Here is a 25,752-nt window from a genome sequence, read left to right on the forward strand (position 1 = left end):
GACCAGCACCACGAGCAGGCCGCCGGGACGGCCGTAGTGGCGCCACCAGGAGCGCTGCCAGTCGGCGGCCTGGAAGAAGGTGGCGGTCCGGCAGCGGGCGGCCAGGTCGTCCCACTCCTCGGCGAGGGCGTCCAGGGCGTCGTCCTCGCAGCGCAGCTCGGTGGTCCAGGCCGGCGCCGTCGCCTGGGCGGGCAGGCCGCCTCTGCGGGTCTCGGTGCTCATCGACCGCCCCCGACCGGGGCCTGCTCAGTGGTGGCCGGGGCCGGCGCCTCGGCCGGGGGCTGCTCCGCCGCCGGGGGCTCGGCGGCGGCCTGCGTGTCGGCCTTCGCGGCGGGCTTCCCGGCGGGCTTCTTCTCGGCCTTCTCCGGGGCCTTCACCGGGGCCTTCACGCTCTTGGTCCCGGCCTTGGTCCCGGCCTTGGGCTCGGTCTTGGGCTCGACCGCGGCCTTGGGCTCGGCCTTGGGACCCGCGGCGGGCTTGGGCTCGGTCCCGGCCCCGGCCGGCTCCTCGCGGCGCGGGCGCGGGGTCGCCGGGACGGCCACCGGCGCGGACGCGGCGGGGGCCTGCGGCACCCGCGCGGCCCGCGGCACCTGCGGCTCCTGCGGCGTCGCGGGGCTCCCGACGGCCTCCGGCGCCGCCGGGGCACCCCGGCGGCGGGTCATCATCACCAGCGCGCCCAGCAGCAGCCCGGTCGCGCCGCCGACCGCGACGTCCAGCTTCCCGGACGGCGTGGTCGGCCTGTCCGGCGCGGCGGCCGGGGAGAGCGTCACCAGCCGGACGTTGGTGTCCTTGCTGCTGGTGTTGGCGAAGGCGACCAGCGAGCGGGCCACCGCGTCGGCCGTCCGGGCGGCGTCCTGGGGGCGCTCCCCGGTCCCGGTGATCTCGATCATCGGGGCGTCCGGGGAGGTCGTCCCGTGCACCAGGGATTCCAGCTCGGACCGGGTGTGGCCGGTCTCGGCGGCCGCCACCCCGAGCACCTGCGGCTGCCCGGCCAGCCGGCCGTACGCCTGGGCGAAGTTGGTCGCGATCGCGGCCTCCCCGGGGTTCTGCGCGACCACGAGGACGTAGGCGTTCGCGGCGTACGACGGGGACGCGGCGACGGCGTACCCGGCGCCGACCGCGGCGCCCAGCGGAACCGCGAGCACCACCGGCCACCAGCGGCGGACCAGGCGGCGGGCGCTTCGGCGCGGTGTGGTCATGGGTGTTGCTCCTTGGGTCTGGTACGGCGGTTCCGGCGGTGGCGGGCGGTCAGACGCGGGCCAGCCGGTCGTAGAGGGCGCCCAGGTCGGCGGCGACCCGGACGATGTCGTAGTGGCCGACGGCCGGGGGGTGCGGCAGCGGGTCGGCGGTGTGCCCGCTGAGCGGCCGCAGGTCGCGCAGCGCGGCGGCGTAGGCGGCGGGCTCGGAGGGGACGCGGCGGGCCTGCGGGGCGGCCCTGGGCGGCAGTTCGTCGAGCGCCGGGCAGGCGCTGTAGCGCACCGGCAGCCCGGCCGCGAGGCCCTCCAGGACGCCGAGGCCGAAGGTCTCCGCGGTGGAGGGGGCGGCCAGCACGTCCAGGGCGGCCAGCAGTTCGGGGACGTCGTCGCGCTCCCCGGTGAGCACCAGCCGGTCCCGCACGCCGAGTTCGGCGGCCCGGCGCTCCAGCGCGGCGCGCTCCGGACCCTCGCCGACCAGCACCAGCCGGGTGGCCGGGTCGAGCTCGGCGAGCGCCTCGACCAGCACCTCGAAGCGCTTGCCGGGCACCAGCCGGCCCACCCCGCCGACCACCCAGCCCCCGTACGGCAGCCCGAGCTCGGCCCGCAGCCGGCGGCGGACGGCGGCCCGTTCGGCGGGCGGGAGGCGGTAGCGGGAGGTGTCGATGCCGTTCGGGATCAGCTCGATCCGGGCCGGTGGGACGCCCCAGGAGCGCAGTGTCTGGGCGACCTGGCGGGAGACCGCGACGGTGGTGCTGCCGAGCCGTTCGGCCGCCAGGTAGAGGCCCTTGACGCCCCGGGTGACCGGACGGCCCTCGATCACCCCGGCGTGCAGCGAGTGCTCGGTGGAGACCACCGCGCGCACCCCGGCCAGCCGGGCGGCCGTCCGGCCGTACAGCTGGGCCCGGTACAGGTGGGTGTGCACCAGGTCGTAGCGGCCGGCCCGGACCAGCCGGACCAGCCGGGGCAGCGCGCCGAGGTCCCGGTTGCCGCGCATGCCGAGGTGGTGGACGGTGACGCCGTCGGCGCGCAGCGCCTCGGCGACCGTGCCGGGGTTGGTCAGGGCGAGCACCTCGCACTGCTGGTGCGCCGGCAGGTGCCGCAGCAGCAGGTGCAGTTGGCGCTCGGCGCCGCCGGCGGCCAGGCCGGTGACGATGTGCAGCACCCTCATGGCCGGGGCTCCCGGCGGGCGTGGCGCAGCCCGGTGACGGCGTCCCGCAACCGGTGCCGGCCCTGCTTGGCGCGCAGCCGCCAGGCGCCGTCGCGGTCGCCGACGTAGCAGCGGGGCAGGGCGAAGCGGCCGGTGAGCGGGGAGTGCGCGATGGCGCAGGCGTGGTCGTACCCGGCGTCGCGCACGGCCAGGGCGGCGGGCAGGTCGACGGCGCCGTACGGGTAGCAGAACCCGGTGACCGGGCCGCCGACGGCCTCCTCCAGCAGGCGCCGGCTCTCCCGGGCCTGGACGGCGAGGGCCTCGGGCGGCAGGCCGGGCAGCGCCCGGTGGCCGAGGCCGTGCGAGCCGATCTCCCAGCCGGCGCCGGCGAGCCCGGTGACCTCCTGGACGGTGAGCAGCCGCTTGCGCGGGCCCTCGGTGTCCCAGCCGTTGTCCCGGCCGAGCAGGTCGGCGACCACGTACGCGGTGGCGGTGAAGCCGTACGCCTGGAGGGTCGGCACCGCGTACCGGGCGATGTCGGCGTAGCCGTCGTCGAAGGTCAGGCCGACCAGCCTGTCGTCCCGGCCGAGGGCGTGGGCCCGCATCAGCTCGCGGACGGAGACGCCGCGCCGGCCGCTCCGGTACAGCCAGCCGATCTGTTCGGCGAACCGCTCGGGGCTGACGGTGAGCCGGTAGGGGTCCTCCTGCTCGACCGCCACCGAGTGGTACATCAGGATCCACGGCGAGGCGGAGCCGGGGACCGGCGGTGCGCCGAGCGGGTGGCGGCTCCTGGGCGGTCGTGCCCGGTCCGGCGGTGCGCTGTGGAGGCCGGCCCGGGCCGAACGGACGGTTCCCCGTTCATTGTCCATCGGGACGCTTCCCTTCTTCGGCGGCGGTTGGCGGGTTCCGGACGGGCCCCAGGGCCCGGGCGAGGGCGAGGACCGGGCCGCGCACCTCGCGGGCGCCGAGCCCGGTGCCGAGGGCCGCGAAGGCCAGCGCCACGGTGAGGCCCCCGAGGAGGGTCGACAGCAGGGGGTCGGCGGCCAGCCCGGCGGCGGCGGTGCCGAGCACGGTGGCCCCGGCGGCGGCGGCCACCAGCCGGCCGTGGCCGCCGAGCACCCGGTGCAGCCGCAGCGGGATGCCGCGCAGCACCAGGCCGTGCAGCAGCAGTGCGGCGGCGGCGGTGATGCCGGCCGCGTTTCCGGCGGCCAGTCCCAGGGCGCCGAAGCGGGGCGTGGCGAGCAGGCCGGTGGCGACGGTGACGCCGAGGCCGAGCACCATCGCGGCGGCCGGGTACCAGTCCAGCAGCCGGCGGCCGTCCTCGGCGCCCGGGTCGTCGGCCCGGCGGACCACCGGGCGCAGCGAGAAGTACGGACGGACCATCACGCCGATCAGCGCCTGGGCGGGCAGGCCGAAGCTGTACACCCGGATGACGTCGGCGGTGGCGGCGGTGTCGTGCGGGCCGAAGGCGCCGCGCTCGAACAGCAGCGAGACCACCGAGGGGGCGCAGGCCATCAGGAAGGCGGTGCCGAACAGGACGACGGCCGCCGCCTGGCCGAGGTCCTTCTCCACCCGGTCGCGGGCGGCGGTGAGGTCCCCGGCGGCCAGCGCCCGGGCGACCAGCGGGAAGGTGACGGTGCAGATCAGCAGGCCCGCCGTCATGGCGAGCTGGGAGACCTTGGCGGCGTAGTTGAGGTGCGAGATGGTGCCGGGCGGCAGGGCCGAGCCGAGGTAGCGCTCGACGAAGACCTGGGACTGCCGGGTGAGCGTGAAGGCGGCCACCGGCAGCAGGGCGAGCGGCATCAGCACCAGGGCCCGGCGCGAGCGGCGGCCCCGGCCGGTGCCGGGCGGGCCCTGGCGCAGCCGGCGCAGGAACGGGCCGACCAGCAGACCGGCCATCAGCAGGCTGCCGCCCGCGACGCCGAGGGCGGCGGAGCGCACGCCGAGGTAGGAGTGGAGGCAGAGCAGGACGGCGAGGATGCCGAGGTTGTAGGCGACGTAGATGCCGGCCGGGGCGGTGAAGCGGTGGTGGGCGCGCAGCGCGGCGGCCAGGTAGCCGGCCACTCCGAAGGGCAGCACGGTGACCGCGGTGATCCGGGTGCAGGTGACGGCCAGGCCGGGGTCGGTGAGGCCGGGGGCGAGCAGGTCGACCAGTTCCGGGGCGCCCAGGGCGACGGCCAGGGCGAGGCCGCTGAGCGCGAGCAGCAGCCAGGGCAGGGTGGCGCGGACCAGTTGGCGGACCGGGTCGGGGGCGTCCGGGTCCTCCTCGCGCAGCACCAGGGCGAGGGCGAACGCGGGCACCATGAGGAAGGACATGGCGTCCTCGATCAGCAGCGGCGCGGCGGTCTCGGGGACGGTCCAGGCGACCAGGAAGGCGTCGGTGCCCTGGTTGGCGCCGAAGTAGCGGGCCAGCAGGAGGTCGCGCAGCAGGCCGAGGCCGGAGCCGGCGGCGCTGAGCACGGCGGTGATGCCGAAGGCCTTGGCGAGGAAGCCGCGCCGGGGGGCCGGGTGGGGCCCGGCGGACGGGTCCCCGCCGGGGGCGCCGCGGGGGGCGGGGAGGGGGGAGGCGACGGCGGCGGGCCGGTCGGTGGTCACCGGGCCGCTCCGGTGGTCGCCGGACCGGCGGCGGGGTGCCCGGGGTGCTGTGCGGCCGCGCGGGCGGCGAGCCCGAGGACGACGGAGGTCAGCACGGTGGTGGTGCCACCGATGTCGGAGTACAGGAAGTCGACCAGGACCCAGGTGAGCAGGGCGAGGGCGGCGAGCCCGGGGCCGCGGCGGTGGCGCAGGCAGCCGATCAGCAGGGCGAGGAAGAGCGCGGCGTAGGCGGTGATGCCGATCAGGCCCTGCTCGCTGAGCACCAGGAAGTACATGTTGTGCGGGGAGAGCAGCGGTTCGCGCTGGAAGCCGATGGTGGCGTCGGCGGCGTCGCTGCCGGAGGACAGCCGCAGCGGGGCGTGGCTGTCGCGCAGCTGCTGGAAGGCCTTGGGGCCGGCGCCGTGCACGGGGTGGTCCTGCCAGATCCGTCCGGCGGTGGACCACAGGTCGTACCGGTCGGAGACGGACTGGTCGGGGGCGGCGGAGACGGAGCCGATCGAGCTGAGCCGCTTGGTGACGCCGGAGCCGCCGAGGCCGAGGCCGCCGACCAGGACGACCGCGGCGGCCAGGCCGAGGACGGCTCCGCGCACCAGCAGCCGGGCGTCGACGCGCAGCAGCAGGACGGTGGCGGCGAGGCCGGTGGCGATCCAGCTGCCGCGGCTGAAGGAGACGGCCAGCGGGAAGGCGAGGAAGGCGGCGGCGGCGAACATCGCGCGGCGCAGCCGGGCGTTTCCCCCGGATCCCCGCTCGCCGAGGGCCAGGGCGAGGGCGGCGAGCAGGCCGAAGCTGACCACGCTGGACATCGCCATGATGTCGAGCGCGCCGAAGGTGCCGACGGCCCGGATCGGCTGGCCGGTGTAGGAGGCGCCGGTGTGGGTGAGGTACTGCTTCGCGCCGACCACGCCCTGGATCAGCGCGGCGAGCACGAAGGAGCCGAGCACCAGGCGCTGGTCGGTGCGGTCGCGCAGGGCGCAGAGGACGGCGGCGGGGACCAGGACGAACACCTGGGCGAGCCGGACGAAGCCGGTGACGCTGGCGGCCGGGTCGGTCGAGCCGAGGGTGGCGACGGCGGCGGCGACCACGATCCCGCCGAACAGCGCGCAGGTGGTGCGGCTGACCGCTGGCAGCCGCCCGCGCAGCAGGTTGAGCGCGGTGAGGGCCACCAGGGCCAGCGAGGCGAGGTCGGCGGCGGTGACGTGGACGGCGGCGGCGACGTCCTTCTCCCCGGTGGGCACGCAGACCAGCAGGACGGTGGCGGCGGCCAGCGGGCTGGTGCGCTCGGTGAGCGCGGGTAGGGCCGCCCGTAAGGCCGGGCGGGGGAAGGCGGGGAGGGTCAGGGCCACGAAGGGGTCAGCTCCCGTCCGGGTGGAGCATCAGGGCCGCGGTGCGGCACAGGATCTTGACGTCCTGCCAGAGGCTCCAGCTCTCGATGTAGCGGTTGTCGAAGCGGGCCCGGTCCTCGATGGAGGTGTCCCCGCGCAGGCCGTTGACCTGGGCCAGGCCGGTGAGGCCGACCGGGACGCGGTGGCGGTCCGCGTACTCGGGGTAGGCCTGGCCGAACCGCATGACGAAGTACGGCCGTTCGGGGCGCGGGCCGACCAGGCTCATGTCGCCGCGCAGGACGTTCCACAGCTGGGGCAGCTCGTCCAGCGAGCTCTTGCGCAGCAGCCGGCCGACGGCGCCCATCCGGTGGTCCTGGGAGATGTTCCAGCGGGTGGCGGACTCGTGCTCGTTGCTCGGGCGCAGGGTGCGGAACTTGAGGACGGTGAAGACCCGGCCGTCCAGACCGGTGCGCTGCTGGCGGAAGAGCACGCCGGGGCCGGTGTCGAAGCGGACGGCGAGGGCGCAGAGCACCAGGACGGGGGCGAGCAGCAGCAGGCCGACCGCGGCGGCGGTGACGTCCAGGGCGCGCTTGGCGGCCCAGCCGGGGCGGCGCATCGCCGGGCTGCCGAGCCGCAGGCAGGGGAAGCCCCACAGGTGGTCGCCGCCGGTGATCGGGGCGGCGGGCAGCGAGCCGTACTCGCGCAGCGCGGGCACCAGCCAGACCTGGCAGCCGAGCCGGGCGGCGTCGCGCAGGGTGGCGGCGGTCTCGGCCTCGTCGGCGGCGCCGGCGGTGGCGATCACGTGCTGGACGCCGTGCCGGCGCACCTCGCGCTCCAGTGCCTCGCGGCCGCCGAGCACGGGCAGGTCGGTGTCGCCGGGCAGCGGCGGGTCCGCGTCGAGGAAGCCGACCGGGCGCATCCCGTACTCGCCGTGCGCGCGGAGGGCGGCGGCGACCCGGCGGCCGAGCCGGCCGGCGCCGAGCACCAGGACGGGGCTGGGGCGGCTGCGGCGGATCCGCCGGACCAGGTGGTAGAGGACGGCGCGGCCGACGGCCACGATCAGCAGCTGGGCGCCGAGCAGGACGGTGAGCCGGGCCGGGCTGGCCGGGCCGCAGTCGGGCCAGTGGCCGCCGAGGCCGCCGGACAGGGTGACGGCGAAGGCGGTGGCGACCACGGCCCGGGCGGACAGCGCGGGCAGTTCGTCCAGGACGGACAGGGTGAGCCGGGGGCGGTAGAGGCCGCCGGCCAGGTTGAGCAGGAGCAGCAGGGGCAGGACGGCGGGGACGCCGAGCAGCGGGTCGAGCGGGGCGGCCGGGTCGAAGGCGCGGTTGGCGATGCCGCCGGCGGAGCACAGCGCGATGACGTCGGCCTGGACCAGGGCGAGTGACAGGGCCAGCCGGGAGCGGACCGTCCCACGGGACCGGTGCTGCGGCGGGACCGTCCGGAGGTGCGCCGCCCCCGCCGGCCGGTCGAGCAGCCCGGTGCCGGGCCGGCGGGGGCCGGACAGGGGTCCGCTCGATCGCGGCACACTCTCGTGGTCAATGGTCATCAGCGCACGATCTCCCCTGCTGTGTGCCCGGGGTGACGGTGCCCCGGCACCGGTTGGCGCGGGGCGGCCGTCCCGGCCCGGTGGGCGCGGTCCTGACAGCACCTGCTGCCGCTCGCGGCTTCCGGATGTCCGGCGGCGGGGCCGATCGCAAAGGAACTGGTCACGAAGAAGTCGGTCGCGAGGGGCCCAGCCGTGAATTCCCGACATGAAATCCGAACGAAGCAGGCAAAATCCGACAATACAGAACCGGGCGGTACAGGCCGGAAGTTGACTTGCCGATTCATTCCAGCCGCCCATTAATAGGTATTTCGGATTTGACGCCTCGCCTCCCTATCCGGCCGAGGGTGCGAATACGACAACGCCGGAAACGGCGGGCATTCACGGCATGTGAAACGATCAGATCCGCTCTGGGACACGGGCCCGGCGCCGCCCCGCCGCCGGTCCCGCGCCCAGCAGGTGGCGGTAGAGGACGTCAACCTGTTCGACCACGGTGCGCACGTCGTGCCGACCCACCACGTGCTCGCGCAACCGGGCGCCGCGCCGCTCGCATTCGATCGGATCTGACAGCGCGTCCCCCATTCGGGTGGCGAGGGCCCGCGCGTCCTCGGGCGGGACCACCGCGTGCGCCAGCTCGGACGGCGGCAGGCACTCCCGGGCGCCGGGCACGTCGGTCAGCAGCACCGGACGGGCGGCCGCCATCGCCTCCAGCGGGGCCAGCGCCATCCCCTCCCAGCGTGAGGGCAGCACCACCAGGTCGGCCGCCGCCAGCCACGGGCGCGGGTCCGGCACGTCCCCGACCAGCCGGATCCGGGCGGGCTCGGCGGTCTGCCGGACCAGCTCCGCGACCCGCTGCTCCTCCGGCCCGCCGCCGACCAGGGCCAGCCGGGCCCTCGGCACCCGGCGCAGCACCTCCGGCCAGGCGGACAGCAGCACGTCCTGGCCCTTCTGCCGGCACAGCCGCCCGACGCACACCGCGAGCGGGGCCTCCAGGTCCAGACCGAGCGCGATCCTGGCGGCGCGGCGGTCGGCGGGCGCGTAGTGGCGCACGTCCACGCCGTTGGGCACCACCGCCCAGTCGGCGTGCAGCCCGGCCGCCACGCCGTCGGCCCGCTCCTGGACGCTGACGCACAGCAGCCGGTGCGACCAGCGGGTGGCGAAGCGCTCCCAGCGCAGCGTGGCGGCGGCCAGCGCGCCGTCGACGGCGGCGAAGGACCAGGCGTGCGGCTGGAAGACGGTCGGCACCGTGCCGTGCACCGCGAGCCGCCCGGCCAACCCGGCCTTGGCGCTGTGCAGGTGGACCACGTCGGGCGCGGCCGCCCGGACGATCCGGCGCAGCCGCCAGGCCTCGGCGGGGGTGCCCGGGCCGGGCGGGCGCCGGGCGGGCCAGTCCTGGACCAGCGCGCCCACCGCGGCGGCCTCCGCGGCCAGCCGCCCGCCGCGCGGGCAGGCGACCAGCACCCGGTGGCCGGCCTCCCGCTGGCCCCGGACCAGATCGGCGACGACGCGGGCGACCCCGCCGTCCACCGGTTGGGAAATGTGAAGGATCGTCATATGCACGGCGGCGAGCCTAGGGTGGCCCACCGGTGCCGGGCGGCCCCCGTCACCCGCAGGTGGCGGTTCGGCCACCCGTACGGCTTTCGGCTCGTACGGGAGACCGAACCGCTCGAATCCCCGGGCGATTCGAGCGGTTCGATGGATCTACGCGCGCGAATCGCGCGGTTGGCGAATCCGCGGGGCCGGCGGACCGTGGCGGCCCCGCGTGGACCTCGGTGGGCCTCAGCGGACCTCGGCGGCCAGGTTGGCCAGCACCTGGTCGTGGATCCGGTTCAGGCCCTTCGGGGCGAAGGTGCGCTCGAAGAAGCCGCCGATGCCGGTGGCGCCCTGCCAGGTGGCGGTCACGGTGACCTTGGCGCGGCCCTCGCCGACGGCCGAGACGGTCCAGGTGATCACCATGCTGGAGTTGGCGTCCTTCTCGACCAGCTGGTCGGGCTCGGGCGCGGAGACGGTGAAGAGGCAGTCGCGCACCCGCTTCTCGGTGGCCTGGAGCTTCCAGTGCACCTGGGTGCCGGCACCGGTGCCGCCGACCCGCACCTCGTACTCGCTGTACTGCGCGGGCAGCAGCTTCGGGCGGGTCACCTGGTAGTCGGCCAGCGCCTCGTACACCCGCTCGGGCGCGGCGTCGTAGACCCGCTCGGTGGTGGCCTGCACCTGTCCCATGACCTTGCTCTCCTCATGTGGTGGGAACCGCTCTGTCCGGCAAGCCAATCACAGGGTCCCGCCCGCGACGCGGCGGGATAGGGTGGCCGGTGTGCTCGATCTGGTGACTGCTGTGCGCTACGTCGACCCGCTGCGGGCCGGCGGCTCCGTTCCGGGCGTGGTGGAGACCGACGACCTAGGCACGTACGTGGTCAAGTTCACCGGGGCCGCGCAGGGCCGCAAGGCGCTGATCGCCGAGGTCATCGTCGGTGAGCTGGCCCGGCGGCTGGGCCTGCGGGTGCCGGAGCTGCGGCTGGTGGACTTCGACCCGGCCGTCGCCGCGGACGAACCGGACGCCGAGATCCAGGACATGCTCAAGGCCAGCGCCGGGGTCAACCTCGGGATGGACCTGCTGCCCGGCGCGCGGGACTTCCGGCCGGGGATGATCACGGTGGACTCGGCCGAGGCCGGCCGGGTGGTCTGGCTGGACGCCCTGACCGGCAACGTCGACCGCACCGTGCACAACCCCAACCTGGTGGTCTGGCACGGGCGGCTCTGGCTGATCGACAACGGCGCCGCGCTGATCTTCCACCACCGCTGGGCGGGGGCCGAGGCCTCGGTCGGCAAGCGGTACGACCTCAGCGCCCACGCGCTCGGCGGCTCGGCCCCGGACGTCCGGCTGGCCGACGAGGAGCTCGGGCCGCTGGTCACCGTGCCGCTGCTGGAGGAGGTGGCGGCGCTCGTCCCGGACGAGTGGCTGGCCGGCGAGCCCGGCTTCGACTCGGTGGACGCCGTCCGGCACGCCTACGTCGCCCACCTCGCCGCCCGGGTGGTGCTCTCCGAGGAGTGGCTGCCGGAGGGGTTCGCCACGCCCGAGCAGCTGCGCGAGGCGGAGCGGCGGCGGGCGGCCCGGACCAGGGCCGGGCGGCCGGCCTGGCTGCGGGACGTACCGGACCTGCACGGCAAGCCGTCGGTGGAGACGGCCTGGGAGCAGTACGCCGACGAGGGCTAGCCGGGTTCGGGTCCGACGCGGCCGGAACGCCGACGGGTGGGAACGCGACCGGGGAGCGGACCCTGTGGGCCCGCTCCCCGGTTCTACTGTTCAGTGCTGTCCGCGGTCAGCGCGTCAGCGCCACCACTGGACCGCCTTCTCGGCGTTGACCAGGCCCGCGCCGTAGAAGCCGTTGTCGTTCGTGGTGCCCTCGCAGGTGGCCTTCCAGGCACCGGCGCCGCCCGGGTTGAACTCGCCCTTCGGGCACGGGACGGACTCGGCGTGGCTGGTCAGCATCTCGGTCAGCTCGTCCGGGCTGGCCCACGGGAAGGTGCTGGCGAGCAGCGCGACCACGCCGGCGACGTGCGGGGTGGCCATCGAGGTGCCCTGCATGTAGCCGTACTTGCCACCGGGGATGGTGGACAGGATGCGGCCGTCCTTGTCGGGGGTGTCCGGGAGCTGGAAGCGGCGGTCGCCACCGGGCGCGGTGACGGAGACGACGCCCTTGCCGTAGCTGGAGTAGTACGCCTTGACACCCTCGGAGCCCACCGCGGAGACGGCGACGACGCCGGGCAGCTCGGTCGGCAGCGACAGGCAGTCGTTGGTGACCGGGCGGGAGGCGGGGGTGGTGTCGTCCGGGCTGGCCATGTCGACGGTCTTGTGCGCCAGGTCGAGGTTCTCGTTACCGGCGGCGGCGACGTTGAGGACGCCCTTGCGCTGCGAGAAGGCGACGGCCTTGCGGACGGCGTCCGAGATGGCGGCCTGGTCCTTGTCCGTCTTGCAGTTGAACATCCACGGGTCGACGAAGTAGCTGTTGTTGGTCACCTTGAAGCCGTGCTCGCCGGCCCAGACGAAGCCGCAGACCGCGTTCTCCGGGTAGATGAACCCGCCGTCGTCGACGACCTTGACGGCGGCCAGCTTGACGTTCGGCGCGACACCGACGATGCCCTTGCCGTTCTTGGCGGCGCCGATGGTGCCGGCCACGTGGGTGCCGTGGTCGCTGGTGGTCGGCTGCCAGGCCTTCCAGTCGGTGTTCGTCTTGCCGTCGATGCAGGAGACCGACTGCGAGGCGTCCACGTTGGCGGCCAGGTCCTCGTGGGTGGCGTCGATGCCGGAGTCCAGGACGCCGACGGTGACGTTGCGGCTGCCGAGCGAGATCTTGTGGGCCTTGTCGGCACCGATCTGACGCATGTCCCACTGGTAGGCGTCGTAGGGCTCCTGGCCCGGGGCGGCCGCGGCGGCCGGCTCGGCGGCGACGTCGGCCTTGCCCTGGTCGGAGGCCTGGATGCCCTTGGTGCGGCTGGCACCGACCGAGTCGACGCCCTTGGCCAGGCGCAGCTTCTCGGCGAACTTGGTGTCGTTCGAGCGGGCGACCACGACGCCGACCTGCTCGTACGACTGGACCACCGTGCCGCCGAGGCCGGTGATGGCCTTCTCGACCTTCTGCACCTGACCGTGGTTGGCCTTGGTGTTGACGACGTAGCTCATCACCGGACCGGTCGTCGGGTCGGCCGCGGGGGCCGCGACGGCGGTGCCGGCCGGCAGCGCGAGGGCGCCGGCAGTGGCGAGCACGACGCCCACTGCCGCGTACCGGGTACCGCTGATCCGAGGAACACGCATGAGGGTTGGCCTCCCGAGTCGTCAAGGCGGCAGCTGCGGTGGCAGGTGCGCTTGGGAATGACCGGGACGCTAATGAATATTTGCTTATAAGCGCAAGAGGTAGTCATCTAATCGTCACATCTGAACCAGAAACCGGGATGCGACCGTTCGGGGGTCAACAGGGAAACAGAGGTCAAGAGTGTTAAAAAGTGATGGTTCGCCGACGTGCGGCCGCACCCCTCGGAACCTCGGCCACCAGCGCGGATCGCGCCGCTACAACGCGTACAACCGACGCGCGTTGCCGCCCGCGACCAGGCCCGCCACCCGCTCGGCGTCGGCCGCGGAACAGGCGCCGTCGGCCTGCCAGTCCGCCAGCACCGCGCCCAGTCCGTACCGGAACTGACAGGTCCCCACCAGAAAGAGTTCGGGCAGCCCGTAGGCGTCGGTGGAGAACAGCAATTTTCCGAACGGGGCCAGCTCCAGCATCTCGCCCAGCACCGCGGCCACCCGCGGCCCGGCGTAGGAGGCCGTCAGCCCGAGGTCGGTGTACACCGTCGGGAAGGCCTGGGCCAGCCAGGCGGCCTGCCGGTGGTACGGGTAGCCGTGCAGCAGCACCAGCGGGACGCCACTGGGCTCGGCGGCCCGCACGAAGTCCGTCAGCAGCGACGGGTCGGCCCGGTGCAGGGTGAGGTCCGGATCGCCGAAGCCGGTGTGGAGTTGGAGCGGCAGGCCGAGCTCGGCGCAGACGTCCACGGCCGTCCAGAGCAGGTGGTGCAGCAGCACCGGATCCGTCAGCCGGCCCCGCCCGGCGCGCAGGTGGGCGCCGGCCGCGGCCACCACGGCCGCGGTGGCGGGGCGTTCGGCGGGGGCCGCCAGCCCGTGCCGGTAGGCGAGCACCGACTTGACCGCGACGGCCCCGGCGGCGGCCGACCCGAGCGCCTGCGCGACGGCCCCCGGCCAGTCCCCGGCGCCGGCCGTCACCGCCGCGGCGACCGACTCCAGCCAGACCACCTCGCGCACCGACGCCCCGGTGGCCCCGGCGAGTTCGGCCAGCGGCAGCAGCTCGTGGCCCGCGGCGGTGGTCAGCCCGGTGTCCACCAGGCAGGTGTCCAGCCCGGCCGCCGCCAGCAGTCGCCCGGTGGCCCCGGCCGCGCCCAACTCCCGCCGCCGGGCCAGGTAGTCGGCGGCCGGGGCGTGCGCCGGCAGGCCGAGCACGGGCGGGCACCAGCGCCGCACCGCGAGGCCCAGCGCGCTGTCGAAGGGCGAACAGCCGGGCGCGGGTGGGCGGTCGGACTCGGTGAGCAGCCCGGCCAGGGCGTCGGCGGCGAGCTCGGCCGCCACCACGCTGTGGCAGTGGTGATCGACCAGCGCGGGCCCCTCCGGCCGGGCCACCGCTCAGTACCGCCAGCGGGTGGCCGCGACCAACTCCTCGGGCGTGACGGCCGCGTACTGCTCCCGCTCCGCCCGGCGCACCGCCAGCACCGCCTGGTAGAGCGGCTCGCCGAGGGCCTCGCGCAGCACCGCCGAGCGCTCGTACGCGGCGATCGCCTCGGCCGGGGAGGCCGGCAGCCGGGGCACCGTGCCGGGCTCGGCGGCCGCCGGATCGCCGGTGAACTCCGGTGGCAGCGCGCGGCGTTGCTCCAGCCCGGCAAGGCCGACCGCGATCACCCCGCCGACCGCCAGGTACGGGTTGGCGCTCGCGTCGAAGCACTTGACCTCGGCGTTGGCGGCGGCGGACCGCTCCCCGGTGGAGCCCGTCACCAGGCGCAGCGCGGCCTCCCGGTTCTCCAGGCCCCAGCACTGGTAGGCGCCCGCCCAGTGCGAGGGCACCAGCCGCAGGTACCCGGCCGGGCTGGAGCAGCCCAGCACCAGCAGTTCGGGCAGCGCGTCGAGCACCCCGGCGAGGAAGCCCTCGGCCTCGGCCGTCAGGCCGTGCGGGCCGGGGCCGCCGTGGCCGAGGTTGCGCCCGTCGCGCCAGAGGCTGACGTGCAGGTGCCCGCCGTTGCCGACGCCGCCGGCCTCCACCACCGGGGCGAAGGAGACCCGCAGGCCGTGCCGGGCGGAGACCGCCCGGACGGTGTGCCGGACCAGGACGGAGGTGTCGGCGGCGGCGACCGGGTCCTCGGGGGCGACCGAGACCTCGAACTGGCCCGGGGAGTACTCGGGGTGGATCTGGAGAACGCTCAGGCCCTGCCGGCCGAGGGCGCGCAGGACGTCCCGCAGGTAGTCGGAGAGGTCGGTGACCCGGTGCATCCCGTACGCCGGGCCGTGCGTCGGGTACTGCGGCTCCTCCCCCGGGGCGCCGGCCAGGGCGACCGTCCACTCGACCTCGATGCCCGCCTTGAGGCTCAGGCCGCGCGCGGCCGCCACGGCCCGGGCCCGGCGGGCGAACAGCCGCTGGCAGCCGGGGTGCGGGGCGCCGGCCTGGGTGTACCTGTCCCCCGGGGCCCAGGCCCAGCCGGGCTGGGCGGCCAGCGGGACGATCCGGTCGAGGTCCGGGTAGAGCCTGAGGTCCCCGGTGGGGCCGCCGATGATCGGGCTGGTGGTGATCGCGTCGTCGGCGAGGAAGACGTCGAAGCAGGGCGCGGTGCCGACGCCCCACTGCGCGGCGTGCAGCAGGCCGCCGAGCGGCACGGCCTTGACCCGGGTGATGCCCGCGTTGTCCACCCAGGTGACGGCCACCGCCTCGACGGCCTCGGTGCGCAGCCGGTCGACGGCCTGCGCCGCCCGGGCGGCCCGCTCCTCGCGCGGTGGCAGCGCGACGGCCGCCACCGCGGCGGCGGCGAGCCGTTCGGCGGTGACGGGCGGCTCGGCGGGCCCGGGCGCGGTGGGGTCGACGGCGGCGGTTCCGGTGGTCATGCCGTCATGCTGCCCCGCCGGTCGGGGTCGGGTAACTCCCCTATCGGGTGGTCCTGCGGGCACCCCCGTTCACCTGTTCACCCGTTCGGGGCGGGCACGTCGGCGGGCACCGGGACGGCGAACGCCCGCCCGCGGCCCTGAACGGTTTTCCGGTCCCGCCCTCTTCCTACTCGCGAGTAGCTTCGCTACAGTGGCCGGGCACGCACCACCGCCGGGCTTCGGGAGCCGCACCGGCGGCAGGCCGCGGTCGCCGCTTCTCCGGCGCCCGCGCGGTGCGCCTTCACCTTCACCGGCCGGTGCCGCGGACCGCGGCGGGCCGGGTTCCTCCTCGTATCAGGGCCGCCTCCTTCACCTTCGAGCGCCTGAGCACCACGGCACACCCGCGATCGGGCCGGAGCGGACCGGCCCCCGCCCTGGTGTGCCGACACCCCGTCATCTCCCCAGCCCTCGCGCGTGGACCCTCCTCCGGCGGCGGCCGCCCCCGGCGTACGGGCGCGGCGGCGTGCCCGCCGGAGCACGCGCGGGCCCTTCATGACTAGGAGTACAGGACAGATGGAGCGTCCCTTCCCCACTGTCGCCGTCGTCGGCCTCGGCACGATGGGTGCCGGCGTCGCGGTGGCCGTCGCCAAGAGCGGCCGCCGGGTGATCGGCATCGAGGCCACCGAGGACTCGGCCGCCCGGGCGCTGGCCCGGATCGAGGAGGCCACCGCGCACGCGGTCGGCCGGGAGCGGCTCACCGCCGAGGAGCGCACCGGGCTGCTGGCCCGGATCTCGGTCGGCCACGAGCTCGCGGCCGCCGCCGGGGCGGACCTGGTGATCGAGGAGGTCCCCGAGCAGCTGGAGCTGAAGCGGGAGGTCTTCGCCGAGCTGGACCGGATCTGCCCGGAGGGCACCGTGCTGGCCACCGGCACCACCGCGCTGTCGGTGACCCGGATCGCCGCCGCGACCGCCCGTCCGGAGCGGGTGCTCGGCCTGCACTTCTTCAACCCGGTGCACGGCATGAAGCTGGTCGAGGTGGTCCGCACCGTGCTGACCTCCCCGCGGACCGCCGAGGACGCCGCCGCCTTCGCCCGCGACCTCGGCAAGGAGCCGGTGGCGGCCGGCGACCGGGCCGGCTTCGTGGTGAACGGCCTGCTGTTCGCCTACCTGAACCAGGCCGCCGCGATGTTCGAGTCCAAGTACGCCTCGCGGGAGGACATCGACGCCGCGATGCGGCTCGGCTGCGGCCTGCCGATGGGCCCGCTGGCGCTGCTCGACCTGATCGGCGTCGACACCGCGCGCACCGTGCTGGAGGCGATGTACGAGCAGTCCCGGGACCGCCTGCACGCACCGGCCCCGATCCTCGGCCAGCTGGTCGCGGCCGGGCTGCTGGGCCGCAAGACCGGCCGCGGCTTCTACACCTACGAGGCGCCGGGCTCGTCCCGCGCCGTGGACGCGGCGACCGGACCGGCCCTGCCGAAGGTGCCGGGCCGGGAGGTGCGCACCGTCGGCGTCTGCGGCTCCGGGACGATGGCCACCGGCATCGCCGAGGTGTTCGCCAAGGCCGGGCACCCGGTGCTGCTGGCCGCCCGCAGCCAGGAGAAGGCCGAGGCGGCCAAGGCGCAGCTGGCGAGGTCGCTGGAGCGCTCGGTGGCCAAGGGCCGGCTGTCCGCGCAGGCGCGGGACGCCGCGCTGGCGCTGGTCACCCCGGTCGGCCAGTACACCGAGCTGGCCGAGGTGGACCTGGTGGTCGAGGCGGTCGCCGAGGACCTGGCGGTCAAGCGCGAGCTGTTCGCCACCCTGGACAAGATCGTCCGGCCGGGCGCGGTGCTCGCCACCACCACCTCCTCGCTGCCGGTGATCAGCTGCGCGACCGCCACCTCGCGGCCGCAGGACGTGATCGGCATGCACTTCTTCAACCCGGCCCCGGCGATGAAGCTGGTCGAGGTGGTCTCCACGGTGCTGACCGCGCCGGACGTCACCGCGACGGTGCTGGAGCTGACCGCGAAGGTCCGCAAGCACCCGGTGGAGTGCGGCGACCGGGCCGGCTTCATCGTCAACGCGCTGCTCTTCCCCTACCTGAACGACGCGGTGCGGATGCTCCAGGAGCACTACGCGACGGTGGACGACATCGACACCGCGATGAAGCTCGGCTGCGGCTACCCGATGGGCCCGTTCGAGCTGCTGGACGTGGTCGGCCTGGACGTCTCGCTGACGATCGAGCGGGTGCTGCACCAGGAGTTCCGCGAGCCCGGTCTGGCGGCCGCGCCGCTGCTGGAGCACCTGGTCGCGGCGGGCTGCCTGGGCCGCAAGACCGGCCGCGGCTTCCGCGACCACGCGCGCCGGTGACCACCCCGCAGGCCGGGGGCGGCCCGTACGAGCTGCCGTACGAGCCGCCCCCGGCCGGACCGCACGCCGCGCCGCCACCGGGCTCCGCGGCCTCCCCCCGCCCCGCCTGGAGCCCCGGGACGGCGACCTCCCGCTGGCCCCGCCCGGCCGTGACCGGACCGGTGGTGCCGGTGCGGCGGGGAAGGGCCGCGGGCGCGCCGTCCGGGCCGTGTAGCGTTCCGGACATGGATCGGGTTCAGTCAACCTCCCCGCAGCACCCCGCCGGGCCGCACGGCGGCGCCGACCGGGCCAGCCCCTCGACCGGGGGCACCGGGCCGGAGGGCGGGCCGGGCAGCCGCCGGGCGGCGGCGCAGCGCCAGCAGATGCGCCAGGACCTGGCCACGGCCGCGATGGAGCTGTTCGCCTCGCAGGGCTACGAGGAGACCACGGTCGACCAGATCGCGGCCGCCGCCGGGGTGGCCCGGCGCACCTTCTTCCGGTACTTCCGGTCCAAGGAGGAGGCGATCTTCCCGGACCACGACGACACCCTGGTGCGGGTGGCCGACCTGCTGGCCAGCGCGGAGCCGGAGGAGCACCCGCTGGACGTGGTCTGCCGCGGCATCAAGGAGGTGCTGCGGATGTACGCCTCCACCCCGGGGGTGTCGGTGGCGCGGTACCAGCTGATCCGTCAGGTCCCGGCGCTGCGCGAGCGGGAGATCGCCGTGGTGGCCCGCTACGAGCGGCTGTTCACCCGTTACCTGCTGGGCCGTTTCGACACCGGCGAGTCCATCCCGTCCGGCTGGCAGCGCGGCGGCGAGGACGACTCGATGCTGGCCGAGGTCTCGGCGGCGGCGGTGGTCGCGGCGCACAACCACGTGCTGCGGCGCTGGCTGCGGGCCGGCGGCCGGGGCGACGTGGAGGCGCAGCTGGACCACTCCTTCGAGGTGATCCGGCGGACCTTCTGGGCCTCCAGTGCCCCGGGTGCCAGGAGGCGGGGATCGGTGGTGGCACCGGGTGCCAACGGGACCCCGGGGGACGCCGGGGTCGAGAGCGCACTGAGTGCCAGTCCCGGAGGTGAGGTGCTCATCACAGTCGCCCGGACGGACGCTCCGCTGGACGTCGTGGTGGACAGCATCCGGGCCGCGCTGAGTGGCGCCCGGGAGTCGTAGACCCAGTATTCACGCAGGTCAGAGCGGTATCGAGGGCCCGCGCCGGGATGTCGGCGCGGGCCTTTCGCATGCCCGCGCAACGCGCGTCACGCGGCCCAGGAACCGGCTGGAATTCCTGGCACCCGGTGTCTTTACGAGTGGCACAGGGTGCCACTACCTTGTTACTCACCAGTCGCGGCGCCGCGGCTCCCCACCTCGGCGCGCCGTCGTCCGGCGTTCCCACACCCCGGGAGCAGAGAGCCAGAACGGCCCGGTCCACCCCGGGTGCCCCGTCTGACCCGCCCACCACCCACCTCAGCGAAGCCGGTGTCCGCTCCCGGCTCCCCCAGACGCCCTGTGACCCTCGCACAGGTACGCCTTCGGAGGCAGCCATGCAGGAAATCCTCGACGCGATCCTCAGCACCGACAGCACGTCGGCGGACTTCGCGGCGATCAAGCTCCCCGAGTCCTACCGGGCGGTGACGCTCCACAAGGACGACGAGCAGATGTTCGCGGGCCTCGCCAGCCGCGACAAGGACCCCCGCAAGTCCCTTCACCTCGACGAGGTCGCCCTGCCCGAGCTGGGCCCGGGCGAGGCCCTGGTCGCCGTCATGGCCAGCGCGGTGAACTACAACACCGTCTGGAGCTCGATCTTCGAGCCGGTCTCCACCTTCGGCTTCCTGGAGCGGTACGGCCGGCTGTCGCCGCTGACCAAGCGCCACGACCTGCCGTACCACGTGGTCGGCTCCGACCTGGCCGGCGTGGTGCTGCGCACCGGCGCCGGGGTCAACGCCTGGAAGCCCGGCGACGAGGTCGTCGCGCACTGCCTCTCGGTCGAGCTGGAGTCCGCGGACGGCCACAACGACACGATGATGGACCCGGAGCAGCGCATCTGGGGCTTCGAGACCAACTTCGGCGGCCTGGCGCAGCTGGCCCTGGTGAAGACCAACCAGCTGCTGCCCAAGCCCCGGCACCTCACCTGGGAGGAGGCCGCCTCCCCCGGCCTGGTCAACTCCACCGCGTACCGCCAGCTGGTCTCGCGCAACGGCGCCGGCATGAAGCAGGGCGACAACGTGCTGATCTGGGGCGCCAGCGGCGGCCTCGGCTCGTACGCCACCCAGTACGCGCTGGCCGGCGGCGCCACCCCGATCTGCGTGGTCTCCAGCGACCAGAAGGCCGAGATCTGCCGCGCCATGGGCGCCGAGGCGATCATCGACCGCTCCGCCGAGGGCTACCGGTTCTGGAAGGACGAGAACAACCAGGACCCGCGCGAGTGGAAGCGCCTCGGCGCGAAGATCCGCGAGTTCACCGGCGGCGAGGACGTGGACATCGTCTTCGAGCACCCGGGCCGGGAGACCTTCGGCGCCTCGGTGTACGTCACCCGCAAGGGCGGCACCATCGTCACCTGCGCCTCCACCTCCGGCTACATGCACCAGTACGACAACCGGTACCTGTGGATGTCGCTCAAGCGGATCGTCGGCTCGCACTTCGCCAACTACCGCGAGGCCTTCGAGGCCAACCGCCTGATCGCCAAGGGGAAGATCCACCCGACCCTCTCCAAGGTCTACACCCTGGAGGAGACCGGCCAGGCCGCCCTGGACGTGCACCACAACAGGCACCAGGGCAAGGTCGGCGTGCTCTGCCTGGCCCCCGAGGAGGGCCTGGGCGTGCACGACGCGGAGTTCCGCGCCAAGCACCTCGACGCCATCAACCGTTTCAGGAACATCTGATGACCGAGCCCCGGAAGCGCGACCGCCCCTGGCTGATGCGCACCTACGCCGGCCACTCCACCGCGAGCGACTCCAACGCGCTCTACCGGCGGAACCTGGCGAAGGGCCAGACCGGCCTGTCCGTCGCCTTCGACCTGCCGACCCAGACCGGCTACGACTCCGACCACGTCCTCGCCCGCGGCGAGGTCGGCCGGGTCGGCGTCCCGGTCGGGCACGTCGGCGACATGCGCACCCTGTTCGACGGCATCCCGCTCGAACGGACCAACACCTCCATGACGATCAACGCCACCGCGATGTGGCTGCTGGCGCTCTACCAGGTGGTCGCCGAGGAGCAGGGCGCGGACATCGCCACGCTCACCGGCACCACCCAGAACGACATCGTCAAGGAGTACCTGTCGCGCGGGACGCACGTCTTCCCGCCCGGCCCGTCGGTGCGGCTGATCACCGACATGATCGCCTACACGGTCGGCAGCATCCCCAAGTGGAACCCGATCAACATCTGCAGCTACCACCTGCAGGAGGCCGGGGCGACACCCGTCCAGGAGATCGCCTACGCGATGTGCACCGCCATCTCGGTGCTCGACGCCGTGCGCGACTCCGGCCAGGTGCCGGCCGAGCGGATGGGCGAGGTGGTCGCCCGGATCTCCTTCTTCGTGAACGCCGGCGTGCGCTTCGTCGAGGAGATGTGCAAGATGCGCGCCTTCGCCCGGCTGTGGGAGAAGGTCACCCTGGAGCGCTACGGCGTCACCGACCCCAAGCAGCGCCGCTTCCGCTACGGCGTCCAGGTCAACTCGCTCGGCCTGACCGAGGCCCAGCCGGAGAACAACGTCCAGCGGATCGTCCTGGAGATGCTGGCCGTCACCCTCTCCAAGGACGCCCGCGCGCGGGCCGTCCAGCTGCCCGCCTGGAACGAGGCGCTCGGCCTGCCCCGGCCCTGGGACCAGCAGTGGTCGCTGCGCATCCAGCAGGTGCTGGCGTACGAGTCGGACCTGCTGGAGTACGGCGACATCTTCAACGGCTCCCAGGTGATCGAGGCCAAGACCGAGGAGCTGCTGGCCGGCGCCGAGGCGGAGATCGCCAAGGTGCTGGAGATGGGCGGGGTGATCCCGGCCGTCGAGTCCGGCTACCTGAAGTCCAACCTGGTCGCCTCGCACGCCGCCCGCCGGGCCCGGATCGAGTCCGGCGAGGACAAGATCATCGGGGTCAACTGCTTCGACACCACCGAGCCGAGCCCGCTCACCGCCGACCTCGACACCGCGATCATGGTCGTCGACCCGGCCTCCGAGCAGTCCGTGCTCGCCGCCCTGGAGGCCTGGCGCGCCGAGCGCGACGAGGCCGCCGTCCAGTCGTCGCTGGCCGAGCTCAAGGCCGTCGCCGCCACCGAGGCCAACCTGATGCCGGCCACGCTCGCCTGCGCCCGGGCCGGCGTCACCACCGGCGAGTGGGCCTTCGCCCTGCGCGAGGTCTTCGGCGAGTACCGGGCGCCCACCGGCGTCGGCGGCGCCCCCGTCGCGGTGGCCGCCGAGCCCGGCGGCGAGCTGGAGCAGGTCCGCGCCGCGGTCGCCGCGACCGCCGCGGAGCTGGGCGCCGGCAAGCTGCGCCTGCTGGTCGGCAAGCCCGGCCTGGACGGGCACTCCAACGGCGCCGAGCAGATCGCCGTCCGGGCCCGCGACGCCGGGTTCGAGGTGGTCTACCAGGGCATCCGGCTGACCCCGGAGCAGATCGTCTCCGCCGCCGTCGCGGAGGACGTCCACTGCGTGGGCCTGTCCATCCTCTCCGGCGCGCACAGCGAGCTGGTGCCCGACGTCCTGAAGCGGCTGCGCCGCGCCGGGGTGGAGGATGTCCCGGTGATCGTGGGTGGCATCATCCCGGCAGCGGACGGCGAGGCCCTCAAGGCCGCCGGCGTCGCCGCCGTGTTCACCCCGAAGGACTTCGGCATCACCACCATCATCGGCCGGATCGTGGACGAGATCCGGCTGGCCAACAAGCTCCAGCCGTGGACGTCCGCACCGACCGCGGCCACGAACTGACCAGCTGACCAGCTGACCACTGGGAAGGAACCCTCGATTCTGATGACTGCTGTCAACCGACTGCGCCCGCGCCGCTCCTGCCTCGCCGTACCGGGCAGCAACCCGCGCTTCCTGGAGAAGGCCCAGGGCCTGCCGGCCGACCAGGTCTTCCTCGACCTGGAGGACGCCTGCGCCCCGCTGGTCAAGGAGAGCGCCCGCCACAACATCGTCGACGCCCTCAACAACGGCGACTGGGGCGGCAAGACCCGCGTCGTGCGCGTCAACGACTGGACCACCCACTGGACCTACCGCGACGTGATCACCGTGGTCGAGGGCGCCGGCCCCAACCTCGACTGCATCATGCTGCCGAAGGTGCAGGACGCCGAGCAGGTCAAGGCGCTCGACCTGCTGCTCACCCAGATCGAGAAGACCATGGGCTTCGAGGTCGGCCGGATCGGCATCGAGGCGCAGATCGAGAACGCCAAGGGCCTGATCAACGTCGACGCCATCGCCGAGGCCTCGCCCCGGCTGGAGACCATCATCTTCGGCCCCGCCGACTTCATGGCCTCCATCAACATGAAGTCGCTGGTGGTCGGCGAGCAGCCGCCCGGCTACGGCGCCGACGCCTACCACTACATCCTGATGCGCATCCTGATGGCCGCCCGCGCCAACGACCTCCAGGCGATCGACGGCCCCTACCTCCAGATCCGCAACCAGGAGGGCTACCGCGAGGTCGCCCGCCGCTCGGCCGCCCTCGGCTTCGACGGCAAGTGGGTGCTCCACCCGGACCAGGTCGCCGCCGCGAACGAGATCTACTCGCCCTCGCAGGAGGACTACGACCACGCCGAGCTGATCCTCGACGCGTACGACTACTGCACCTCCGAGGCGGGCGGCGCCAAGGGCTCCGCGATGCTCGGCGACGAGATGATCGACGAGGCCAGCCGCAAGATGGCGCTGGTCGTCGCCGGCAAGGGCCGGGCCGCGGGCCTGCAGCGCACCACCAAGTTCGAGATCCCGGAGGCCTGAGCAGCCATGCAGTTCGGACGCACCTACGAGGAGTTCGAGGTCGGCGCGGTCTACAAGCACTGGCCCGGCAAGACGGTCACCGAGTACGACGACCACCTCTTCTGCCTGCTCACCATGAACCACCACCCGCTCCACCTGGACACCAACTACGCCGGGAAGACGACCGACTTCGGCAGGAACGTCGTGGTGGGCAACTACGTCTACTCGCTGCTGCTCGGCATGTCCGTCCCGGACGTCTCCGGCAAGGCGATCGCCAACCTGGAGATCGAGTCGCTGCGCCACGTCGCGCCGACCTTCCACGGCGACACGATCTACGGCGAGACCACCGTGCTCGACAAGTGGCCGTCCAAGTCCAAGGACGACCGCGGCATCGTGTACGTCGAGACCAAGGGGTACAAGCAGGACGGCACGGTCGTCTGCGTCTTCCGCCGCAAGGTGATGGTGCCGACCGCGACGTACACCGAGGAGCGCGGCGGCGAGCAGCCCGGCCGCCCGACCCCGCTCTCCTGAGCCCCTCCCCTCTATAGGGGCCCGCTTTTCACCGCGGGCCCCTCGAGAGACCCCGGACGGGCAGGCCGCCGTCATCGGCCGCGCCCCACCCGGCCCGGGGGCCCTGCTGCCGCAGCCACGCCGGCAGGGCCCCCGCAATCCCCCCCCCCGGGGATTCCCCGACTTTTCCGCAGACCCTCAGACCTTTCGGAGCCGCACGATGGGACGCCTCGCACAGACCGACGGCCTCACCGAGATCCAGCGGGACATCCTCGCCACCGTGCGGGATTTCGTCGACAAGGAGATCATTCCGGTCGCGACCGAGCTGGAGCACAAGGACGAGTACCCGACCGCCATCGTCGAGGGGATGAAGCAGCTCGGCCTGTTCGGCCTCACCATCCCCGAGGAGTACGGCGGCCTCGGCGAGTCGCTGCTCACCTACGCCCTGGTGGTCGAGGAGATCGCCCGCGGCTGGATGTCGGTCTCCGGCATCGTGAACACCCACTTCATCGTGGCGCACATGATCAACGCCCACGGCACCCAGGAGCAGAAGGACCACTTCCTGCCGAGGATGGCGGCCGGCGAGATCCGCGGCGCCTTCTCGATGTCCGAGCCGGGCCTCGGCTCCGACGTTTCGGCCATCTCCACCAAGGGCGTCAAGGACGGCGAGTTCTACGTCCTCAACGGCCAGAAGATGTGGCTCACCAACGGCGGCACCTCCACCCTGGTCGCGGTCCTCTGCAAGACCGACGAGGGCGGCAGCAGCCCGTACAAGAACATGACCACCTTCCTGATCGAGAAGGAGGCCGGTTTCGGCCCGAACCCCTCGGTTCCCGGCCTGACCGTGCCCGGCAAGATCGAGAAGATGGGCTACAAGGGCGTCGACACCACCGAGCTGGTCCTCCAGGACGTCCGCGTCCCGGCGAACCGCGTCCTCGGCGGCGTCCCGGGCCGCGGCTTCTACCAGATGATGGACGGCGTCGAGGTCGGCCGCGTCAACGTCGCCGCCCGCGGCTGCGGCGTCGCCCGCCGCGCCTTCGAGCTCGGCATCGCCTACGCCCAGCAGCGCTCCACCTTCGGCAAGAAGATCGCCGAGCACCAGGCGATCCAGTTCAAGCTCGCCGAGATGGCCACCAAGGTCGAGGCCGCCCACCAGATGATGGTCATGGCCGCCCGCAAGAAGGACGGCGGCGAGCGCAACGACCTCGAGGCCGGCATGGCCAAGTACCTCGCCTCCGAGTACTGCAAGGAGGTCGTCGAGGACGCCTTCCGCATCCACGGCGGCTATGGCTTCTCGAAGGAGTACGAGATCGAGCGCCTCTACCGCGAGGCCCCGATGCTGCTCATCGGTGAAGGTACTGCGGAGATCCAGAAGATGATCGTCGGGCGCCGGCTCCTCGAGGAGTACCGGATCGCCGACTGACCCCCGGGCCGCCCGCCGACGCACCCCGTCGCCGGGCGGCCCCCTCGAACCGCCGGTCGACGGGCGTGCGGGCCCGTCCCGGCGCGGGGCCGTGCCCCGTCACGGGCCCGGCCTGGTCCGCCTGGGTCCGGCACGGCCCGCCGGAAGCGGCCGCAGGGCGTACAGC

At 74.1% G+C, this 25,752-nt stretch carries 19 protein-coding genes and 1 pseudogene; 8 read left to right on the forward strand and 12 right to left on the reverse strand.

Annotated elements, in window-relative coordinates; all coding sequences use genetic code 11:
• The 9 genes and pseudogenes from ACFU7Z_RS10335 to ACFU7Z_RS10375 all read right to left on the reverse strand — a co-directional run.
• Nucleotides 1–222 (reverse strand): annotated as a pseudogene (locus tag ACFU7Z_RS10335) (hypothetical protein); the annotation flags it as partial.
• A complete protein-coding gene (locus ACFU7Z_RS10340) occupies nucleotides 219–1,199 on the reverse strand; it encodes a Wzz/FepE/Etk N-terminal domain-containing protein (protein ID WP_380777208.1) in 981 nt (326 codons plus the stop codon). The pseudogene ACFU7Z_RS10335 and the gene ACFU7Z_RS10340, both read right to left, overlap by 4 nt.
• Before the next feature lie 49 nt (nucleotides 1,200–1,248).
• Complete coding sequence (locus tag ACFU7Z_RS10345) at nucleotides 1,249–2,364, reverse strand: glycosyltransferase (protein ID WP_049660228.1); 1,116 nt, start codon at nucleotides 2,362–2,364, stop codon at nucleotides 1,249–1,251.
• Entirely contained in the window at nucleotides 2,361–3,212 is an 852-nt protein-coding gene (locus ACFU7Z_RS10350) for a polysaccharide deacetylase family protein (protein WP_380777209.1), read from the reverse strand. Before ACFU7Z_RS10350 ends, ACFU7Z_RS10345 begins: the two co-directional genes overlap by 4 nt.
• Nucleotides 3,202–4,938, reverse strand: a complete 1,737-nt coding sequence (locus ACFU7Z_RS10355) for a lipid II flippase MurJ (protein ID WP_074001613.1) — start codon at nucleotides 4,936–4,938, stop codon at nucleotides 3,202–3,204. The genes ACFU7Z_RS10350 and ACFU7Z_RS10355 overlap by 11 nt, the downstream gene beginning before the upstream one ends.
• Entirely contained in the window at nucleotides 4,935–6,281 is a 1,347-nt protein-coding gene (locus ACFU7Z_RS10360) for an O-antigen ligase family protein (RefSeq protein ID WP_380777210.1), read from the reverse strand. The genes ACFU7Z_RS10355 and ACFU7Z_RS10360 overlap by 4 nt, the downstream gene beginning before the upstream one ends.
• Before the next feature lie 7 nt (nucleotides 6,282–6,288).
• A complete protein-coding gene (locus ACFU7Z_RS10365) occupies nucleotides 6,289–7,809 on the reverse strand; it encodes a sugar transferase (RefSeq protein WP_380777211.1) in 1,521 nt (506 codons plus the stop codon).
• 396 nt (nucleotides 7,810–8,205) lie between these two features.
• Nucleotides 8,206–9,360 carry a glycosyltransferase gene (locus ACFU7Z_RS10370; RefSeq protein ID WP_380777212.1) on the reverse strand — a complete coding sequence of 385 codons (1,155 nt, stop codon included), beginning with the start codon at nucleotides 9,358–9,360 and terminating at the stop codon, nucleotides 8,206–8,208.
• A 225-nt stretch (nucleotides 9,361–9,585) separates the two neighbouring features.
• Nucleotides 9,586–10,026, reverse strand: coding sequence for an SRPBCC family protein (locus ACFU7Z_RS10375; RefSeq protein ID WP_074001617.1), 441 nt, complete (start codon nucleotides 10,024–10,026; stop codon nucleotides 9,586–9,588).
• Between the two features lie 91 nt (nucleotides 10,027–10,117).
• Between ACFU7Z_RS10375 and ACFU7Z_RS10380 the strand changes: the two genes are divergently transcribed.
• Nucleotides 10,118–11,017, forward strand: coding sequence for a HipA family kinase (locus ACFU7Z_RS10380; RefSeq protein ID WP_049659266.1), 900 nt, complete (start codon nucleotides 10,118–10,120; stop codon nucleotides 11,015–11,017).
• A 114-nt stretch (nucleotides 11,018–11,131) separates the two neighbouring features.
• Here ACFU7Z_RS10380 and ACFU7Z_RS10385 read toward each other — a convergent pair whose 3' ends face one another.
• From ACFU7Z_RS10385 to ACFU7Z_RS10395, 3 genes are all read right to left on the reverse strand, one after another.
• Nucleotides 11,132–12,616: a S8 family serine peptidase gene (locus ACFU7Z_RS10385; protein ID WP_380777213.1), complete on the reverse strand. Its 1,485-nt coding sequence runs from the start codon at nucleotides 12,614–12,616 to the stop codon at nucleotides 11,132–11,134.
• Nucleotides 12,617–12,868: 252 nt separating this feature from the next.
• A complete protein-coding gene (locus ACFU7Z_RS10390; RefSeq protein ID WP_380777214.1) occupies nucleotides 12,869–13,987 on the reverse strand; it encodes an amidohydrolase family protein in 1,119 nt (372 codons plus the stop codon).
• Nucleotides 13,988–13,990: 3 nt separating this feature from the next.
• Entirely contained in the window at nucleotides 13,991–15,454 is a 1,464-nt protein-coding gene (locus ACFU7Z_RS10395; RefSeq protein WP_380777215.1) for a glutamine synthetase, read from the reverse strand.
• Nucleotides 15,455–16,006: 552 nt separating this feature from the next.
• Between ACFU7Z_RS10395 and ACFU7Z_RS10400 the strand changes: the two genes are divergently transcribed.
• From ACFU7Z_RS10400 to ACFU7Z_RS10430, 7 genes are all read left to right on the forward strand, one after another.
• Nucleotides 16,007–17,782 (forward strand): 3-hydroxyacyl-CoA dehydrogenase family protein, encoded by a 1,776-nt coding sequence (locus ACFU7Z_RS10400; protein ID WP_375873289.1) that lies wholly within the window; start codon nucleotides 16,007–16,009, stop codon nucleotides 17,780–17,782.
• A 224-nt stretch (nucleotides 17,783–18,006) separates the two neighbouring features.
• The gene (locus ACFU7Z_RS10405) at nucleotides 18,007–18,930 is read left to right on the forward strand and encodes a TetR family transcriptional regulator (protein ID WP_380777216.1); all 924 of its coding nucleotides are present in this window, start codon (nucleotides 18,007–18,009) and stop codon (nucleotides 18,928–18,930) included.
• Between the two features lie 371 nt (nucleotides 18,931–19,301).
• Nucleotides 19,302–20,639: a crotonyl-CoA carboxylase/reductase gene (gene ccrA / locus ACFU7Z_RS10410; protein ID WP_074001621.1), complete on the forward strand. Its 1,338-nt coding sequence runs from the start codon at nucleotides 19,302–19,304 to the stop codon at nucleotides 20,637–20,639.
• Nucleotides 20,639–22,669, forward strand: a complete 2,031-nt coding sequence (locus tag ACFU7Z_RS10415) for a protein meaA (protein ID WP_049655664.1) — start codon at nucleotides 20,639–20,641, stop codon at nucleotides 22,667–22,669. Before ccrA ends, ACFU7Z_RS10415 begins: the two co-directional genes overlap by 1 nt.
• A gap of 42 nt (nucleotides 22,670–22,711) precedes the next feature.
• The gene (locus ACFU7Z_RS10420; RefSeq protein WP_049655662.1) at nucleotides 22,712–23,674 is read left to right on the forward strand and encodes a CoA ester lyase; all 963 of its coding nucleotides are present in this window, start codon (nucleotides 22,712–22,714) and stop codon (nucleotides 23,672–23,674) included.
• A gap of 6 nt (nucleotides 23,675–23,680) precedes the next feature.
• Nucleotides 23,681–24,184, forward strand: coding sequence for a MaoC family dehydratase (locus ACFU7Z_RS10425; protein ID WP_375873287.1), 504 nt, complete (start codon nucleotides 23,681–23,683; stop codon nucleotides 24,182–24,184).
• A gap of 199 nt (nucleotides 24,185–24,383) precedes the next feature.
• On the forward strand, nucleotides 24,384–25,586 hold the full coding sequence (locus tag ACFU7Z_RS10430) for an acyl-CoA dehydrogenase family protein (protein ID WP_074001622.1): 1,203 nt from the start codon (nucleotides 24,384–24,386) through the stop codon (nucleotides 25,584–25,586).
• Nucleotides 25,587–25,752 lie beyond the last annotated feature (166 nt).

This window comes from Kitasatospora sp. NPDC057518 (genome assembly GCF_042802075.1).
Classification (GTDB): Bacteria; Actinomycetota; Actinomycetes; order Streptomycetales; family Streptomycetaceae; genus Kitasatospora.

What these genes read in the sequence shown, in the direction of transcription:
- ACFU7Z_RS10370 (WP_380777212.1), bottom strand. Translation starts at nt 9,360, where the DNA reads ATGACGATCCTTCACATTTCCCAACCGGTGGACGGCGGGGTCGCCCGC.
- ACFU7Z_RS10425 (WP_375873287.1), top strand. Translation starts at nt 23,681, where the DNA reads ATGCAGTTCGGACGCACCTACGAGGAGTTCGAGGTCGGCGCGGTCTAC.
- ACFU7Z_RS10375 (WP_074001617.1), bottom strand. Translation starts at nt 10,026, where the DNA reads ATGGGACAGGTGCAGGCCACCACCGAGCGGGTCTACGACGCCGCGCCC.
- ACFU7Z_RS10385 (WP_380777213.1), bottom strand. Translation starts at nt 12,616, where the DNA reads ATGCGTGTTCCTCGGATCAGCGGTACCCGGTACGCGGCAGTGGGCGTC.
- ACFU7Z_RS10420 (WP_049655662.1), top strand. Translation starts at nt 22,712, where the DNA reads ATGACTGCTGTCAACCGACTGCGCCCGCGCCGCTCCTGCCTCGCCGTA.
- ACFU7Z_RS10400 (WP_375873289.1), top strand. Translation starts at nt 16,007, where the DNA reads ATGGAGCGTCCCTTCCCCACTGTCGCCGTCGTCGGCCTCGGCACGATG.
- ACFU7Z_RS10395 (WP_380777215.1), bottom strand. Translation starts at nt 15,454, where the DNA reads ATGACCACCGGAACCGCCGCCGTCGACCCCACCGCGCCCGGGCCCGCC.
- ACFU7Z_RS10405 (WP_380777216.1), top strand. Translation starts at nt 18,007, where the DNA reads ATGGATCGGGTTCAGTCAACCTCCCCGCAGCACCCCGCCGGGCCGCAC.
- ACFU7Z_RS10430 (WP_074001622.1), top strand. Translation starts at nt 24,384, where the DNA reads ATGGGACGCCTCGCACAGACCGACGGCCTCACCGAGATCCAGCGGGAC.
- ACFU7Z_RS10365 (WP_380777211.1), bottom strand. Translation starts at nt 7,809, where the DNA reads ATGACCATTGACCACGAGAGTGTGCCGCGATCGAGCGGACCCCTGTCC.
- ccrA (WP_074001621.1), top strand. Translation starts at nt 19,302, where the DNA reads ATGCAGGAAATCCTCGACGCGATCCTCAGCACCGACAGCACGTCGGCG.
- ACFU7Z_RS10350 (WP_380777209.1), bottom strand. Translation starts at nt 3,212, where the DNA reads ATGGACAATGAACGGGGAACCGTCCGTTCGGCCCGGGCCGGCCTCCAC.
- ACFU7Z_RS10340 (WP_380777208.1), bottom strand. Translation starts at nt 1,199, where the DNA reads ATGACCACACCGCGCCGAAGCGCCCGCCGCCTGGTCCGCCGCTGGTGG.
- ACFU7Z_RS10415 (WP_049655664.1), top strand. Translation starts at nt 20,639, where the DNA reads ATGACCGAGCCCCGGAAGCGCGACCGCCCCTGGCTGATGCGCACCTAC.
- ACFU7Z_RS10345 (WP_049660228.1), bottom strand. Translation starts at nt 2,364, where the DNA reads ATGAGGGTGCTGCACATCGTCACCGGCCTGGCCGCCGGCGGCGCCGAG.